Source organism: Chryseobacterium sp. Chry.R1 (assembly GCF_039645525.1).
GTDB lineage: Bacteria > Bacteroidota > Bacteroidia > Flavobacteriales > Weeksellaceae > Chryseobacterium > Chryseobacterium proteolyticum.
Genome location: NZ_CP151793.1, coordinates 4431903 through 4448263 on the forward strand (window position 1 = coordinate 4431903; position 16361 = coordinate 4448263).

Here is a 16361-nt window from a genome sequence, read left to right on the forward strand (position 1 = left end):
GCACAAAAAACAAATATGAGTATGAAAAATTTATATCTAGGACTATTTATCATGAGTGCTTCTACCCTCCAATCTCAAAAATTCCCTGATCTTAAGGCTCCTGTTGCAGAGAAACAGGAACACATCAGAACGATACATGGTGATAAGGTAAATGATCCGTATTACTGGATGATCGATTACTTCAAAAAAGGAAAAGACTCCACAAAAGTTGTTGATTACCTGAAGGCCGAAAATTCCTATTGGGAAGGAATGATGAAGGATACGGAACCTTTCAGGGAAAAACTTTTCCAGGAAATGAAATCCAGGATCAAAGAAAAAGATGAATCGGTTCCCTCGTTCAAAAACGGATATTATTATTATACACGGACTGAAACGGGAAAACAATATTTTAAATATTGCAGAAAGAAAGGTAGTCTTGAGGCACCTGAAGAAATACTCCTGGATGTGGACCAGCTTGCTGAAGGACACCCTTATTATTCAGCGGCAGGATTCAACATAAGCCCGGATAATACAAAACTGGTGTATGGTGTGGATGATGTTTCGAGACGGCAGTATAAATTGTTTTTAAAGGACCTTTCTACAGGAAAAACAACCGATCTGGGCATCAAAAATACCGAAGGTGAAGCAATATGGGCTAATGATAATAAAACCATTTATTATACTGAGAATAATCCCGTAACACTTTTGTCTGAAAAAATCAAGAGGCATACACTCGGAACAGATCCTGGTAAAGATGTGGTGGTTTATGAAGAACAGGATAAATCCAATTACATCGGGGTAGGAAAATCTAAAAATGAGAAGTTCATTATGATTTATTCTACTGCCACGACTTCTTCCGAGACAAGATACCTGAATGCAGATGATCCTAATGGTACATTTAAAGTATTTCAGCCCCGTATGAAGGATGTTTTATACGATGTAACACCATTAGAGGATAAATTCCTGATCACCACAAACAAAGATGCCCTTAATTTTAAAGTCGTAGAAACTCCCTTAACCAAAACAGGAGTTGAAAACTGGAAAGATTTCATTCCCCACAGAAAAGATGTTTTAATGCAGGGCATTACGGAATTTAAAAATTACCTGGTTTTTAGCGAAAGGCAGAATGGGCTTTCCCAGTTGGTCATTTATGACAGGAAAACCGGGAAAAAAGAGTTTGTAAAATTCGATGAACCTACTTATACCGTTTCTCCGGCAGGAAACCCGGAATACAATACGGACAATTTCCGTTTCGGATACACGTCTATGATTACACCGCTTTCCCAGTTTGAACAAGATCTGAAAACAGGGAAAAGAACTCTTTTAAAGCAGCAGGAGGTCTTAGGAGGCTACAATAAGGATAATTATGTAACAGAAAGACTTTTCGCTACCGCTAAAGACGGCACAAAAATACCTCTTTCAGTTGTGTACAAAAAAGGATTAACAAAGGACGGAAAAAATCCGCTGTTGCTTTATGCCTATGGTTCTTACGGAAATTCATCCAATGCCTCTTTCAGCATTACCAGATTAAGCCTTTTAGACAGAGGATTTGTCTTTGTGATGGCTCACATCCGTGGAGGTCAGGAGATGGGACGGCAGTGGTATGAAGATGGTAAAATGATGAAAAAGAAGAACACATTTACGGATTTCATCGATGCTGGAGAATATCTTGTAAAGGAAAAATTCACTTCTCCAAAGCATATGTATGCTCAGGGCGGAAGCGCCGGAGGTTTATTAATGGGAGCGATTGCCAATATGAGCCCGAATCTTTGGAATGGAGTTATTGCTCACGTTCCGTTTGTAGATGTGGTGAATACCATGCTTGATGAAAGCATCCCATTAACCACCAATGAATATGATGAATGGGGAAATCCCAATAATAAAGAGGCATATTTCTATATGAAATCCTATTCGCCTTATGAAAATGTAGAAAAGAAAAATTATCCCAATCTTTTGGTAACAACAGGATTGCATGACTCACAGGTACAGTATTTCGAGCCTGCAAAATGGGTCGCAAAATTACGGGATATGAAAACAGATAAAAATGTATTGTTTTTAAAAACTGATATGGCTTATGGTCACGGAGGTGCTTCTGGAAGATTCGACTACCTGAAGGATACTGCTTTGGTGTACGCCTTTATGTTTAAATTAGAAGGAATTAATCAATAATTTTATGAAAAAACTATTTGCCATATCCTTATTTTGTATTGGAATAGGATTAACAGCACAACAAAAAACCTACGATCCAAAGATGGTAGGATGTTATAAGGGTTCTGAACAAAACCAACAGATCGAAGGTTTTTCAAAGTACTGGGTTTCATGCAGGATGGAAAACGGAAAAAGCATGCTTTTATTTGTTGCTATTGATCAGGACGGTAACGTACAACAGGAAACTGAAAATGGCAGCTGGTGGACAGAATCCGGAAAATATTATGAACTTCATAACTATGATAAGGTGATTGATGTGTACAATTATGAAGTACTGGATAACGGTAATGTAAAGTTCCAATCAATTGAATTAATGGGTAAAAAAGATAACACCTATACATTTATAGACACTAAAATAAAAGAAGATTAAATAGTAAAATAATTATGAGAAGAAAGATCGTTGCAGGAAACTGGAAAATGAACAAAAATGTAATTGATGCTCAGCAATTAATGATTCAATTACTTAGCTATAAAAACAATAACCCGACGAATTGTGAGGTTTGGATCGCTCCTCCTTCATTGTATCTGATGATGGCAAAAGACATCTTTGAAAAAGATGAGATCGGAGTTTTTTCCCAGGATATGAGCGAGCATGAAAGCGGAGCCTATACAGGAGAGCTTTCTGCAGATATGCTGGAATCTATTGATGTGACCGGATCACTTATCGGGCACTCTGAAAGAAGACAATACCACGGTGAAACAGATTCACATTGCAACAGAAAGGTTAAGCTAGCACTTGACAAAGGTTTAATTCCGGTATATTGCAATGGGGAAACACTTGAACAGAGAAAAGCAGGCCAGCACTTTGAAGTAGTAAAAAACCAGACTGAAGTGGCTTTATTTACCCTTTCCGCAGAGGAAATCAAAAAAGTAGTAATTGCTTACGAACCCGTTTGGGCAATCGGAACCGGTGAAACGGCTACACCTGAGCAGGCTCAGGAAATCCATGCACATATCAGAAGCATCATTGCTGCAAAGTATGGGCAGGAAGTTGCAGATGAAGTTTCTATCCTTTACGGAGGTTCAGTGAAGCCGGATAATGCTAAAGAGATTTTTTCCCAACCGGATATCGATGGTGGACTGATTGGCGGAGCTGCTTTAAAACTGGAGGATTTCTCTAAAATTATTGAGGCCTTTAATTAGTTAGATATTAGATATTAGAGGTTAGAGATTAGATGCTCTATTGAATCAATATCATAAAAATAAAAAGCGGCGGAATAAAATTCCGCCGCTTTTCTTTTAAAAATATGATTACTGAATATCGACTACGTACATCGTTCCTTTATCAACTTTTCCTGTCTTAGGAAGAATCTTCGCTTTCGGGTTTCCGTTTCCATCATCGGTAACGCCAAAATCATCGTCATTGAAAACAGCCAGTTTATTTCCTCCCAGATAAACAATTCCTTCGAATTTGTCGTGTTCATATCCCAATTTAGCAACCAGATCCACAGCTAAAGTCTTGGAAACCGGCTTTAGCCCGGCAGCATCAATCTCAGCCCATGTGGATTGTTCCAAAGCTTTATCATTGATCTTTAGCCCATCAACAGCCGCCAGGTCGGGACCGGTAACATCTGATGCGCCAGAAAGATTAATTCTGTACACTTTCTTCAGTCCGCCCTGAGAACCGAATTTCCCGTCTCTTTCAATAACTAAAAACTCAGTATTACTGATTGCTGTAATATCACAAACGGAATCGGATGCTCCCCCATCCTGTTTATATAAATATTGTTTTGTCTGCCCGGTTGCAAGGTCAAATGTTACAATCCTTGTTAAAGTAGTATTGGTAGCGAGAGCTTTGGTAGGAACATACATGGTCGACTGCATCGTTCCCACCAGCATCTTTCCGTCAGGAGTCATACACATTCCTTCCATTCCCCGGTTAGGTCTTCTTTTTGCGAAAACGGCAGGCAATTTCCTGTTTCCTGTATTCACTCCAATAGGACTGATCCTTTCCATCTCCACCCCATCCGCATTATAGTGAACGATGTGAGGTCCATATTCATCAGACACCCAAAACGTCCCGTCAGCAGCAGCTACAATACTCTCACTGTCCAATCCGTAATTATCAGTACCCAATACATTTCCATTGACACCATAAGCAATTTCACCCGTACTTCCCATTCCCTGAGGGTTTGGAAGTCCTGTAATAGGTTGTCCCGAAGGATTTTTAAGCTTGATATACTTCAGTACTTCGATATTTCCATCAGCATTGATCTTAAAATGCATGATCGTGGGTGTATAGTTGGGAATGAGGAATTTAATTCCATTCTGATAAGCGGTATTGGGACCACGGTCCGTGATCACATAAAATTCTCCTTTACGGGTAGGATGGGCTGTTGCTCCGGAACCGAAACCACCATTAATTACAGCGACTCCATTGATCGTAGCAACCGTTGTAAAAGGAAATTCCTGTGGCAGTTTATTATAATTGATGTCCTGGTTATTTACCGTATCATCGTTGTTGCATGACCATAAAGTTCCTAGGATAAGAGATGAAAGAAGAAGTTTTTTCATGATTACTTTTTATGGTTGCGAATGTAAACAGCGATTGTGAACTAATGTTGAATTGAATAATAATTGTATTTTAAATATGACTTAATTTCTTTGTCTTGAAACAAAGGTTCAAGATTTAATATTTACTTCTCCCTCAGACAGTAGAATTTTCTTAACGTTTATAGGATTCATTTTTTTAATATTTCCGGTTCCCAGGTCGCTGTCAAAATCAAAGATTTTTTTTAAAACTTAAGTGTATTTTCTATACAGCATTCTGGCCCTTAAAAATAGCTAACGTGTTTAAAAACTTTTGTGACTTTTGTGGTTAAAAAAAAACATATAGTATTAGATTCCTTCACTTCCTATGCGCTCCGTTCTCAAGTCGAAGATCAGACGTAGTTAATGACATAGGATTATTATAAAAAAAGAAAAGCGCACCTATCGGTGCGCTTTCATTAGTATTTAAAGAAACTTATTTTTTCTCTTTGGATCTCTGTAAAACCTCATCTACCATTCCGTAGTTTTTAGCTTCTTCAGAAGTCATCCAGTAATCCCTGTCAGAAGATTTTTCAACCCACTCATAAGTTTGTCCTGAATGCTCTGCAATGATATCGTAAAGCTCCTGCTTTAATTTCAACATCTCTCTCAGGTTGATCTCCATATCAGAAGCAACACCTTGTGCACCTCCTGAAGGCTGGTGGATCATTACCCTTGAATGCTTAAGAGCGGAACGTTTTCCTTTTTCTCCGGCAACTAACAATACAGCTCCCATTGAAGCAGCAATACCTGTACAGATTGTCGCTACATCCGGCTTGATGATCTGCATCGTATCGTAGATACCTAAACCTGCATATACACTACCACCAGGAGAGTTGATATAGATCTGAATATCCTTTGAAGGGTCAGCACTTTCAAGGAATAAAAGCTGTGCTGTCACGATATTAGCTACCTGGTCATCGATTCCGGTTCCAAGGAAAATAATCCTGTCCATCATCAAACGGGAGAAAACGTCCATCTGAGCAACGTTCAATCTTCTTTCCTCCATAATGTAAGGCGTAAGATTCGTTGGACCATACATTCCCATATACTGATCGGTAACCAAACCGCTGTTTCCTAAATGCTTTACAGAGAAATCTCTGAATTCTTTTTTAATGTCCATATTTCTATTGGTATTATTTTAAATTTTTCTGAAGTTTAAATTACAACTTTTATTCCTAAAATTTTATAGGACTTTTTGTCAGAAATGATTGATGCCCCGCCAACAGTTTGTCTTAAAATTATCTTTTGCTGTCTCTATAAATCCCTTTAATGGGTGAGTATTCGATAATATCATTGAGTTTCATTGATGCTTGTTTCAATAAGGTGATCTTTTTGATCAGTTCAAAATATTTTCCTTCATCTTTTCCACTGTATTGATCCAGCTCTTTAGCCGTTTCTTTGATCAGGTAGTCGATATACCGGTATTTATGCAGCAAGACGTCACCTTTAATCTGCTCTGCCACTTTATCCCCGTAATTGGGAGGATAAATATTCCGGGAAGCCCAGTTTTCAAGCTCATCCAATGGAATTAACGCATCTACTACCTTCGAGGTGATCTGCTCGTCCATAAAAGATACGAAAAAATTCCCGCTTCTCAGTTCATCCTGCTGGATGCCTTCTTTTACCTGATTAATGATGATCTCATTTCCTTTTACCAAAAATTGATATTGCTCTTCCTCAAAATGGTGCAGAATTTCTTCAATGACCGTGATCTGATACTCCTCATTATTAGCGTCCGTTCTTTTTAAAACAACATCTCCAAACATCAGCATATGATCCACAAGCTTACTCTCCATAAACAAGACATCATACAGAAAAGGATCCCCTTTATCCTCATCCGGAGGAACAATATCCATTTTAACGGGAACATTTTCTTTCTGCTGCTGAACATGCTGGTTCTGATTTTGGGTAATCTGTCTCTGGACATCCAGTTCATTAAACAAGCTCTGTTCAGAAAGTCCGAATTTATTGGAAACTTCTTTTAAGTAAACCTCTCTTTTCAAGGCATTCTGAACAAACCCTACGGATTTAACGATGTTCCTGATCGCCTCGGCTTTTTTAATAGGATCACCTCCTGCTTCTTTTAAAAGAATTTCAGCTTTAAAATCAATAAAATCCATCGCCTCATTTTCGATGAATTTTTCCACATAGTCCTGCGGATGTTTTCTGGCAAACGAATCCGGGTCATCTCCTTCAGGAAATAAAAGAACTCGGATATTCATTCCTTCTGTCAGCAACATATCAATACTTCGGAAACTGGCTTTAATTCCGGCATTATCTCCATCAAAGAGAATGGTTACATTTTCCGTAAGTCTTTTGATCAGTTTGATCTGTTCTGTCGTCAGGGAAGTTCCTGAGCTTGCCACCACATTTTCAATTCCGGAAAGATGAAGGGAAATCACGTCCATATATCCTTCCACCAAAAGACAGACGTTTTTCCTGGAAATAGCCTGCTTACTTTGGTTTAATCCATAAAGGACATTCGATTTATGGTAGATCTCCGTTTCCGGGGAATTGAGGTATTTTGCTGTTTTTACATTATTTTTAAGGATCCTGGCACCAAAACCCAATACCCTTCCCGAGAAGCTATGGATCGGAAAGATGACCCTTTCACGAAAGCGGTCAATTCCATTCGGTGCATTTTCAGGAAAAATAGAGAGTCCTGATTTCTCCAGAATTTCTTTAGAATATCCCTTCTCTAAAGCATACGCCGTAAAGGCATTTTTCTTTTCAGGAGAATACCCCAGCTGGAATTTTTTTATGATATCATCTTTCAGCTCACGCTCCCTGAAATAAGCCAATCCAATGGATTTTCCTTCTTCAGCCTCCCAAAGGAAATTCTGAAAATAATCATTGGCCACTTCATGAATTTTATATAATAAATCCCTTTCAGACTGGGCATTTTTAGCTTCTTCAGAAAACTCGCGCTGATCTTCTTCAATTTCAATTCCGTATTTTTTGGCAGCATGGCGAAGCGCTTCGGGATAGGTGAAGTTTTCAATTTCCATGAGGAAGGAAATCGCAGTTCCTCCTTTTCCTGTGGAGAAATCCTTCCAGATCTGCTTACTCGGAGAAACGACAAAACTGGGAGATTTTTCTTCGTGGAAGGGACTGAGTCCTTTATAATTAGACCCTGCCCGTTTCAGCTGCACATATTCACCCACAATCTCTTCTACCCGGATCGTGGAGAATATCTTATCAATGGTCTGTTTGGAAATCATGGTGTAAAAGTATAATATTTCTATTGTAAAACAAAAAAATCCCCCTTCGTGAAATTCTTAAAATTGATAAAATTCGTGTTCGATCTAAATAAAATAATTAGGCTAAATTTGACAAATGAAAAATGACACCCGGATGAATGACAGGATGCCTGGTTGAACGCATTCTCAATAAAAGTTTCATGTATGGCTAAAGATTATAAAGCTTTTAATATCTACAAACCTGCCAACGGTTTTGTATGGACAAGGGAAAGATTAATTTATATTTTAATAGGTATCCCTTTCCTGACTGTTGCTTTTGTGCTTTATATACTCAAAGTTCCGGAAAAGGAAATTCCGGGCTGGTTCGCATGGATCATAGGAATACCTATGTTTATTGCCTTCATCGGAGGTTTTATTAATGTCTGGTTTCCGGAACAGCTAAAAGGTCGAATGGAAGGAAAACTTATTTTTGAAAAAGAAAAAATTACCGTCGACAATGAGGTTTTTTTGACGCAAAATCTAAAGTATGTGGAAATTGTACAAAATGATCATAAGGGAAGGTTCATTATCAGGAACGGTGCTGACGGTGCTTTTTCCCAAGGCTGCAATAATTATTTAAAAATCAGACTTTTGGATAATGAGGAAAGGAAAGTTCTGTTTCAGATAAAACAACCAGGAGAACTTTTACAAATATCCAATCAGCTTAACTTTTACATAGAACAGGGTTTAATGACCAAGGAAGCCCGAAACAATATATTAAATTATACATCATAAATGGAATTGAAAATCAATAAAATCGAAGACTGGCAGGCTGTAGTGGAAAAGATCATTCCTCAATTGCAGCACCCTATTCTTTTGCTAAAAGGAAACCTGGGAGCAGGAAAAACAACATTTACACAGTTTTTGCTTAAAAACCTGGGAAGTGAGGATGAGGTAAGCTCCCCAACCTATTCTATTGTGAATGAGTACAGCAGTCCGAAAGGAAAAATTTTTCACTTTGATCTTTACCGTCTGAAAAATATTGACGAGGTGTATGATATCGGTATTGAGGAATATCTGGACAATGCTTATCTATGCATTATCGAATGGCCGGAAGTGTATGAAGAAGACCTGTACGGCCTGGAATATCACTCAATGAGCATTTTAAATACCGGTGAAAGCAGAGAAATCACTTTCGAGTAAATATTATGTATCTTTGCTTACTAAATTTGATTATAAAAACATTTATCTGTAAGACATAATTAATGTAAAGAATGAGTACTACAAATATTTTCACTCCTTTTACTGAAGAAGAATTGATGCCGAAAGAGGAAAAACTGGAAGTTATAAAGAAGGGTAAACAATTTAGTATTGGTGTTCCCAAAGAAACGTGTCTTCACGAAAGAAGAACCTGTATCACCCCTGATGCAGTGCAGGTATTGGTAGATCACGGCCACGAAATCATTATCGAATCGGGAGCCGGAGTAGGATCTTTTTTTACAGATTTACAGTACTCCGAATCAGGAGCGAAGATCACTACAGATCCCAAAGAAGCTTTCGGACAGGATTTGATTTTAAAGATCAACCCTCCTACTGAGGAAGAAATTGATTATATGAAGCCTAATACGTATCTGGTTTCTGCCCTTCAGATCAATTTAAGAGAGAAAGAATATTTCCTGAAGCTTGCTGAGAAAAAGATCAATGCAATCGCTTTCGAATTTATTATCGACGAATACAAGCAGCTTGCCCTGGTAAGACTGGTAGGTGAAATTGCCGGAACCGTTTCCATCTTGTATGCATCGGAATTGCTGGCTTTATCCAATGGCCTTATGCTGGGTGGAATTACAGGTGTGAGACCTTCGGAAGTCCTGATCCTTGGAGCAGGAATCGTGGGCGAATTTGCCACTAAAGCAGCTATCGGTTTAGGGGCCAGTGTAAGGGTTTTTGATAATTCCCTATCGAAACTACGCCGACTCCATACCATCGTAGACAGCCGTGTTCCTACTTCTATTATCGATCCTAAAGAGCTGGGTAAAGCTTTAAGACGTGCAGATGTTGTGATCGGAGCCCTTCCGAGATTGAATATGCAGCCGATCGTTACGGAAGATATGGTAATGAAAATGAAAAAAGGAAGTGTAATCATAGATATCACCATCGACAATGGCAAAGTGATCGAAACTTCGGAACTTACTACCATGGATGAGCCTTATATTATCAAACACGGAGTGATCCATTGCGGTCTTCCGAATCTTACGTCAAAAATGCCGAGAACGACAACAAAGGCTATTTCTAATTTCTTTTTATCCTACATTTTAAATTATGATGAGGAAGGTGGCTTTGAAAATATGCTGATCCGCAAAAATGAAATGAAGCAAAGTCTTTATATGTATAAAGGAAGACATACGAAAAAGATCATCTGCGACCGTTTCGGGCTTACTTATCATGATATCAATCTTTTAATTTTCTAATGAAAAAACTTAAGTTTTATTTAATCGGCCTTATTCCGGGGCTTATTATCGTATTTTTTATATTAAACAAAAAAGGGGCAAGCTGCTCGGGATATTTGCCCAACAGCCGTGTTATTGCTGAAACGCTTTCCAAGGATTTTAAGTATTCAGAGACATTCAGTAATGAAATGAAAACCTTAAAGATTGATGAAAAATTTCTGAAAGACAGTATTATCACCAAAGGAAAAGTAGATTTCGACCGCAGCCATGCTCAGAAAAAACCATGTCCGGAATATATACTGATCTATCCGGAAACCCATCCGGCCTACGAGATCGGATATGAAAAATGTGAAGAAACGGTAACGCTGAACAGCCTTAAAAAACTGAAATAAGCAGGTATTATTTAAAGAAAACAACCATGGATGGCAATTATTACATGATTCATGATTATCTGATATTCATTGGAGTCTTTGCTATTTTCTTTTTTCTTACGGTAAGCATCTACCTGTTTGGCCAGAATAAAAAATTCAAACAACGAAATACTAAGCTGTCGGAAACGAATAAGCTGATTGAGCAACGATTGAATGAAGTTCAGCTGGAACACATTGGTACCAAGCTGAATCCGCATCTGTTTAAAAATATCCTCAATTCCGTTCAGTCTCACGCTTACCAGACCTATATGTCCCTTGATAAGCTGGCGAACGTGCTGGATTATATCTTATACGAAAGCAATAATAAATTCGTAAGCCCGAAGGAAGAGCTCACTTTTGCCTTAAGCCTTATTGAAATCAATAAGATCAAGATCAACCCCCTTTTTGATTTCAGGATCAAATCCAAAATCGATAAATCCGACCGTATCTTTGAAGAGAAAGTATTTGCCCCGCTGATTTCTGTAGACCTGATAGAAAATGCTTTTAAACATACGGATTTTTTAGCCCAGGATTCTTTTATATCCATATATCTGGAGCTGGAAAACGGGATCTACACCATGAAAGTGATCAACAAGGCTTCTCTGAAAAACGTTCTGGAAAAAGAAAAAAGCGGATTCGGAAGCCAGTCCCTGGATCAAAGGCTGAAGATGATCTATAACACGCATTATCAGCTTCAAAAAAGTTCCAAAAACGGGATCTTCACAGCAGAATTACAAATTAATTTAGGAGAGTTCTATGATAAAGTGCGTTATTCTTGATGATGAATTGCTGGCGATAAGCTATTTAAAGCTTCTATGTGAACAGATCGATCATGTAGAGGTTGTAAAGGCTTTTAACGATCCTAAAATTTTCCTCAGCGAAATCCATTCCATCGACTGCAACGTATGCATCCTGGACATTGAAATGCCGGGAATGACGGGACTTCAGGTAGCAGAATTGATTTCAGATTCTAAAAAGATCATTTTCACGACAGCCTATAAAGAATATGCCGCCGAAGCGTTCGATCTTAATGTGGTGGATTATGTGCGTAAACCTATTAAAAAAGAAAGACTCATTCAGGCTTTTGAAAAGGCGAAGGAACTGGTCAACAGCCCACAGAAGAAAGACTTTATCGAATGGAATACGAATATCGGGAAAACCATTATCTTCACAGAGCAGATTGCTTATATTAAAACCTCGGAGATCGACAGCCGCGATAAAGATATTATTCTCAACGACGGAACCAATATCGTCCTTAAAAACCTCAATTTTAAGAATCTTCTTGACATGCTTCCTGCTAAAGATTTCGCCCAGGTCAATAAAAAAGAGATCATCGCGTTGTCTTCCATCAAAGTATTTTCAACCAACGAGATCATTACCACAATTCCTGCGGAAGATGACAATTTCCTGAAACTTCAGATCGGAGATACCTATAAAAGTGCTCTGATGGAAATGTTCGGAAAATAGATCCTTCAAATGATCCGGTTTTCGCTGCAGAATTCAGGTCTTTCATTACAGGCTCCTTTTTACAATGATCAGTCCGCGTACTTTTGCCTCTGATTAAATGATTGATCATGAAAAGATTTTTTTATGCATGTGGAATTCTCATATCCGGATGTTGTTTTTCTCAGGAATCTACTTCTCAAGTGAAAGCCGCATTTTTTGACGGAGTGGCAGCAGCCGGATATGTGGATCATGGGGCTTTCATCAATTTTACGGGACCGAATATCAACATGACCTGGCGCCATACAAAATTTATTGTAGGAATGCTTCCTTCCCTACGGATCAAAGAAGACCGATCAGAAGGGACGAAAAACAATACAGTTACTCCTAACCTGGGGGCAGGCCTTACTTTTGTTTACAAAAAGATAGCCCTTCAGGTTCCGCTGTATTATAATACCAAGACTTCTACACAAAATGGCAGCTGGAAAGTAGGAATTGGGCTTGGATATTCTTTAAAATAGATTTTTCATTACATTATTTATGGCATTTATTACATTTTACAAAAAATAATATCTGTCATCCATATATTCTTTAGAAATTTACACTAAAATAACGGATTATGAATTTGGGGAAATACAGAAATATTGTTTTTTATGCAGTTACGATCGCTGTTTTCTCTTGCCTGATGTACTTCTTTATTATTGAAGGACAAACATTGGAGGTAAAAGAAAATCTTGTTGTAAAAACAAGTTCAGGATCTACCTGGGATAACTTTATAGAATCATTTAAAGCCAACCTTCATCATCCATTGGCTTTACTGTTGGCACAAATCGTTACCATCATCCTGGTCGCCCGGTTATTCGGATGGATCTGTATGAAAATAAAACAGCCGACGGTGATCGGAGAAATGATTGCCGGTATTGTTCTGGGACCTTCATTACTGGGAATGTACTTTCCGGAGTTTTCATCCTTTCTTTTTCCAAAAGAGTCCCTTGGGAATTTACAGTTTTTAAGCCAGATCGGGCTGATCCTGTTCATGTATATTGTTGGTATGGAACTTGACCTTAGCGTCTTAAGAAAAAAGGCGCATGATGCCGTAGTGATCAGCCACGCCAGTATCATTATTCCTTTTGCACTGGGTATCGGACTCTCCTATTTCATCTATCAGGAATTTGCACCGGATGGTATCCAGTTTACTTCTTTTGCCTTATTTATTGCTATTTCAATGAGCATTACCGCCTTTCCGGTACTGGCAAGGATCGTCCAGGAGAGAAATCTTCAGAAAACCAAACTGGGAACCATCGTTATCACCTGTGCCGCAGCAGATGATATTACCGCATGGTGTATCCTTGCAGCCGTGATCGCTATTGTAAAAGCCGGATCTTTTGCCAGTTCGATTTACGTGATCTTAATGGCCATAGGTTATGTCTTTTTTATGATCAAGATCGTAAGACCGTTCCTCAAAAGGATCGGTGATCTGCAGGCAGGTAAAAACACCATCAACAAACCGATGGTCGCCATCTTTTTTTTAACGCTTATTCTTTCTGCATATGTAACGGAAGTGATCGGAATCCATGCCTTGTTCGGAGCTTTTATGGCTGGAGCTATTATGCCTGAGAACGCTAAATTCCGTACGATGTTCATCGATAAGATCGAAGATGTGGCCCTGGTTCTTTTACTTCCTTTATTCTTTGTATTTACAGGACTTCGGACACAGATCGGACTGCTCAATGACGGACACCTTTGGATGACAGCCGGATTTATAATTCTGATTGCTGTAGCCGGAAAATTTGCAGGAAGTGCTTTAGCTGCACGATTCCTCGGGATCAACTGGAAAGACAGCTTAACAATCGGTGCTTTGATGAATACCCGGGGATTAATGGAACTTATCGTTCTGAATATCGGATATGACCTCGGTGTTCTGGGCCCCGAAATTTTCGCCATGCTGGTGATCATGGCTTTGTTCACCACCTTTATGACCGGACCGGCACTGGATTTTTTCAATTATCTTTTTAAATCTAAAAAGGATGAAAATATCTCAAATGGGCATCATGATTCGAAATACCGAGTTTTGCTTTCCTTTGACAATCCTGAATCGGGAAGTACCTTATTAAAACTCGCCCATGATTTTACCAATAAAATGAATGGCAATAAAAGCATTACTGCCATGAATATTGCTCCTGTCGAGGAAATGCATGCCTATGACATCAATGAGTACGAAAACGACCAGTTTAAAAATGTAATCGAAACCTCCCACGACCTGAAACTTGAAGTCACTACCCTTTTCAAAGCATCTACGGATATTGAAAACGATCTCACCAGCATTTCAAACAAAGGAAATTACGACCTCCTTTTGATCATGCTTGGAAAATCGATGTATGAAGGAAGTTTATTAGGCAGGCTGCTGGGTTTCACCACGAAGATCATCAACCCGGAAAAGCTCCTGAATACCGTAAAAGGAAAAGGATATATTTTCAACAACTCCCCTTTTGATGATTTTACTTTACAAATCCTTGATAAAACCAATATCCCGGTAGGAGTTCTGGTAGAAAAAGATTTCAAAAGTGCTGATAAAGTATTTGTCCCGATCTTCAACCTCAGCGATTTCTACTTACTGGAATACGCCAAGAGGCTGATCAACAATAATAATTCGCAGATCATCATTCTGGATGTCGCAGGACAGATCCGGAATAATATCGAGGTGAAAGAACTCATCAGAAGCATTGAACAGGTTGCCCCTAATCACATCACCCTATATAACGAGAAAAAGATCGAAAAGGAGTTTTTAAGCTCCCAGGATCTTATGCTCATCAGCAGTAAAAGCTGGAAAGGATTAATCGATACCAAAAGTATCTGGCTATCCGATATCCCTTCTACTCTTATTATATCCAATCCATAACAGGTGCGGTTAGCACTTGTGTGGTTCGTACCTATGAAAAAGACCGGCTGTAGAGCCGGTCTTTTTTGTTTATTCGAAATTAAAAATTTAGATAGTTTGAGGTTATTATTTTAGCGCAAAGTCATACCAAGGAAAATGTAACTGAACACATAAAAAATGACTTTATGCAGGATCTGCAAATCCTACTGAAAGCATACCGAATAGTATTAAAAAATAATAATTGTATTCATCTTTTCTATTAAAAAATACATCATACTTGTTATTTAAAAAAGTAGATGCATCTTTTATTACCCCAATCTCTTCATTATTTAATAAACATACAGCTTCATATTTTAGTATACTAAATTTTTCCTTTATGGAAAGTGTATTATTATCCATAATGAGCGTATTATTTTTTACTAGAAGTGTTTTGTTTAAATTTTGATGTAATATCCTTATTTTTCTTTTAAAGAAAATATTAAATATTTTGAAAACTAATAATTCTTCATTATTGATTCCTAAAATTCTTTTTTTATTTAAATAAAAGTGTCCAAATATTACTTTTAAAATCAATTTATCATTTTCAAAAAATTCTGAAGCATCAGAATGAATCTTAACAGAATAATTCATAACATTATTACTCAGAGCTTATTACAATTCTCAATAGCACGAACATCTTGTTGTTGCATATTTATACATTACAAATCTAGTCCAAAAGATAAAAAAAATCCGATACCCTTATTTTATCTGATTTTTATCACCATTTATGAGCTTGATATTCTTCAAACGGAGTATCCCAAAATGTTGGAGGTGAACAGAATTCCGTTAATTCGGAAAGTATGTCCTGCATCCTTTCCTCATAAATTGGATTACTTCCATAATCATTATGATCATATTCAATATGTTTATTATTGACAAATTTTCTAAAATCTTCATTTAAGGTCAGGCCTTCATCTCTAAGCTTGTTTATCCCTATGAAGAAATTATGCGTTAATGTTCTAAAATCCTTGTTATCTAAAGTTGAAACTGTTTTAAAGTCTAACCTTTCAAATAAAATGTTCAGTTGATCACTGATCATACTAAATTCCATAAAGATATTCTTTGTTGTATGTGACGTTTTTATTGAAAAATAACGAAATTTCAATGGGAATATAATGAAAGATCCGGAATATATACGTCCCGAACTGTTTAATATATTATTAATTTCCCTACAACATGAAAGAACCCATCATCAACAAGGAAATGTTAAACACACGGCTAGTAACATCTTATTATTTACTTTTTA

The 16361-nt window shown here is 37.8% G+C and carries 16 protein-coding genes; 11 read left to right on the forward strand and 5 right to left on the reverse strand.

What is annotated here, in order from left to right; all coding sequences use genetic code 11:
• Positions 1-21 precede the first annotated feature (21 nt).
• From AAEU33_RS19745 to tpiA, 3 genes are read left to right on the forward strand one after another with little or no spacing between them, the layout of a single operon-like run.
• Entirely contained in the window at positions 22-2148 is a 2127-nt protein-coding gene (locus tag AAEU33_RS19745; RefSeq protein ID WP_345989838.1) for a S9 family peptidase, read from the forward strand.
• Positions 2149-2152: 4 nt separating this feature from the next.
• Positions 2153-2557 carry a hypothetical protein gene (locus tag AAEU33_RS19750; RefSeq protein WP_172277046.1) on the forward strand — a complete coding sequence of 135 codons (405 nt, stop codon included), beginning with the start codon at positions 2153-2155 and terminating at the stop codon, positions 2555-2557.
• 14 nt (positions 2558-2571) lie between these two features.
• Positions 2572-3330, forward strand: a complete 759-nt coding sequence (gene tpiA / locus AAEU33_RS19755) for a triose-phosphate isomerase (protein WP_172277043.1) — start codon at positions 2572-2574, stop codon at positions 3328-3330.
• 108 nt (positions 3331-3438) lie between these two features.
• Here tpiA and AAEU33_RS19760 read toward each other — a convergent pair whose 3' ends face one another.
• The 3 genes from AAEU33_RS19760 to dnaG all read right to left on the reverse strand — a co-directional run bounded on the left by AAEU33_RS19760 (position 3439) and on the right by dnaG (position 7940).
• On the reverse strand, positions 3439-4701 hold the full coding sequence (locus AAEU33_RS19760; protein ID WP_172277040.1) for an esterase-like activity of phytase family protein: 1263 nt from the start codon (positions 4699-4701) through the stop codon (positions 3439-3441).
• 451 nt (positions 4702-5152) lie between these two features.
• On the reverse strand, positions 5153-5839 hold the full coding sequence (clpP, locus tag AAEU33_RS19765; RefSeq protein ID WP_007842699.1) for an ATP-dependent Clp endopeptidase proteolytic subunit ClpP: 687 nt from the start codon (positions 5837-5839) through the stop codon (positions 5153-5155).
• Between the two features lie 118 nt (positions 5840-5957).
• Positions 5958-7940, reverse strand: a complete 1983-nt coding sequence (gene dnaG / locus AAEU33_RS19770; protein WP_345989840.1) for a DNA primase — start codon at positions 7938-7940, stop codon at positions 5958-5960.
• 183 nt (positions 7941-8123) lie between these two features.
• On the opposite strand from dnaG, the gene AAEU33_RS19775 reads away from it, so the two are divergent.
• From AAEU33_RS19775 to AAEU33_RS19810, 8 genes are all read left to right on the forward strand, one after another.
• Positions 8124-8693, forward strand: coding sequence for a hypothetical protein (locus AAEU33_RS19775; RefSeq protein ID WP_345989842.1), 570 nt, complete (start codon positions 8124-8126; stop codon positions 8691-8693).
• Positions 8694-9101 (forward strand): tRNA (adenosine(37)-N6)-threonylcarbamoyltransferase complex ATPase subunit type 1 TsaE, encoded by a 408-nt coding sequence (gene tsaE, locus AAEU33_RS19780; RefSeq protein ID WP_345989845.1) that lies wholly within the window; start codon positions 8694-8696, stop codon positions 9099-9101. It abuts the gene before it with no gap.
• Between the two features lie 71 nt (positions 9102-9172).
• Entirely contained in the window at positions 9173-10366 is a 1194-nt protein-coding gene (locus AAEU33_RS19785; RefSeq protein WP_273647311.1) for an alanine dehydrogenase, read from the forward strand.
• On the forward strand, positions 10366-10737 hold the full coding sequence (locus AAEU33_RS19790; RefSeq protein WP_345989847.1) for a hypothetical protein: 372 nt from the start codon (positions 10366-10368) through the stop codon (positions 10735-10737). The genes AAEU33_RS19785 and AAEU33_RS19790 overlap by 1 nt, the downstream gene beginning before the upstream one ends.
• A gap of 26 nt (positions 10738-10763) precedes the next feature.
• Positions 10764-11534 (forward strand): histidine kinase, encoded by a 771-nt coding sequence (locus AAEU33_RS19795; RefSeq protein ID WP_172277022.1) that lies wholly within the window; start codon positions 10764-10766, stop codon positions 11532-11534.
• Positions 11512-12222 carry a response regulator transcription factor gene (locus tag AAEU33_RS19800; protein ID WP_273647309.1) on the forward strand — a complete coding sequence of 237 codons (711 nt, stop codon included), beginning with the start codon at positions 11512-11514 and terminating at the stop codon, positions 12220-12222. Before AAEU33_RS19795 ends, AAEU33_RS19800 begins: the two co-directional genes overlap by 23 nt.
• A gap of 107 nt (positions 12223-12329) precedes the next feature.
• The gene (locus AAEU33_RS19805; protein WP_345989849.1) at positions 12330-12719 is read left to right on the forward strand and encodes a hypothetical protein; all 390 of its coding nucleotides are present in this window, start codon (positions 12330-12332) and stop codon (positions 12717-12719) included.
• Positions 12720-12817: 98 nt separating this feature from the next.
• Positions 12818-15097: a cation:proton antiporter gene (locus AAEU33_RS19810; RefSeq protein WP_345989850.1), complete on the forward strand. Its 2280-nt coding sequence runs from the start codon at positions 12818-12820 to the stop codon at positions 15095-15097.
• Between the two features lie 162 nt (positions 15098-15259).
• Here AAEU33_RS19810 and AAEU33_RS19815 read toward each other — a convergent pair whose 3' ends face one another.
• Positions 15260-15706, reverse strand: a complete 447-nt coding sequence (locus AAEU33_RS19815) for a hypothetical protein (RefSeq protein WP_345989852.1) — start codon at positions 15704-15706, stop codon at positions 15260-15262.
• Between the two features lie 127 nt (positions 15707-15833).
• Positions 15834-16166 carry a hypothetical protein gene (locus tag AAEU33_RS19820; RefSeq protein ID WP_345989854.1) on the reverse strand — a complete coding sequence of 111 codons (333 nt, stop codon included), beginning with the start codon at positions 16164-16166 and terminating at the stop codon, positions 15834-15836.
• Positions 16167-16361 lie beyond the last annotated feature (195 nt).

What these genes read in the sequence shown, in the direction of transcription:
- AAEU33_RS19745 (WP_345989838.1), top strand. Translation starts at nt 22, where the DNA reads ATGAAAAATTTATATCTAGGACTATTTATCATGAGTGCTTCTACCCTC.
- AAEU33_RS19750 (WP_172277046.1), top strand. Translation starts at nt 2,153, where the DNA reads ATGAAAAAACTATTTGCCATATCCTTATTTTGTATTGGAATAGGATTA.
- tpiA (WP_172277043.1), top strand. Translation starts at nt 2,572, where the DNA reads ATGAGAAGAAAGATCGTTGCAGGAAACTGGAAAATGAACAAAAATGTA.
- AAEU33_RS19760 (WP_172277040.1), bottom strand. Translation starts at nt 4,701, where the DNA reads ATGAAAAAACTTCTTCTTTCATCTCTTATCCTAGGAACTTTATGGTCA.
- clpP (WP_007842699.1), bottom strand. Translation starts at nt 5,839, where the DNA reads ATGGACATTAAAAAAGAATTCAGAGATTTCTCTGTAAAGCATTTAGGA.
- dnaG (WP_345989840.1), bottom strand. Translation starts at nt 7,940, where the DNA reads ATGATTTCCAAACAGACCATTGATAAGATATTCTCCACGATCCGGGTA.
- AAEU33_RS19775 (WP_345989842.1), top strand. Translation starts at nt 8,124, where the DNA reads ATGGCTAAAGATTATAAAGCTTTTAATATCTACAAACCTGCCAACGGT.
- tsaE (WP_345989845.1), top strand. Translation starts at nt 8,694, where the DNA reads ATGGAATTGAAAATCAATAAAATCGAAGACTGGCAGGCTGTAGTGGAA.
- AAEU33_RS19785 (WP_273647311.1), top strand. Translation starts at nt 9,173, where the DNA reads ATGAGTACTACAAATATTTTCACTCCTTTTACTGAAGAAGAATTGATG.
- AAEU33_RS19790 (WP_345989847.1), top strand. Translation starts at nt 10,366, where the DNA reads ATGAAAAAACTTAAGTTTTATTTAATCGGCCTTATTCCGGGGCTTATT.
- AAEU33_RS19795 (WP_172277022.1), top strand. Translation starts at nt 10,764, where the DNA reads ATGGATGGCAATTATTACATGATTCATGATTATCTGATATTCATTGGA.
- AAEU33_RS19800 (WP_273647309.1), top strand. Translation starts at nt 11,512, where the DNA reads ATGATAAAGTGCGTTATTCTTGATGATGAATTGCTGGCGATAAGCTAT.
- AAEU33_RS19805 (WP_345989849.1), top strand. Translation starts at nt 12,330, where the DNA reads ATGAAAAGATTTTTTTATGCATGTGGAATTCTCATATCCGGATGTTGT.
- AAEU33_RS19810 (WP_345989850.1), top strand. Translation starts at nt 12,818, where the DNA reads ATGAATTTGGGGAAATACAGAAATATTGTTTTTTATGCAGTTACGATC.
- AAEU33_RS19815 (WP_345989852.1), bottom strand. Translation starts at nt 15,706, where the DNA reads ATGAATTATTCTGTTAAGATTCATTCTGATGCTTCAGAATTTTTTGAA.
- AAEU33_RS19820 (WP_345989854.1), bottom strand. Translation starts at nt 16,166, where the DNA reads ATGGAATTTAGTATGATCAGTGATCAACTGAACATTTTATTTGAAAGG.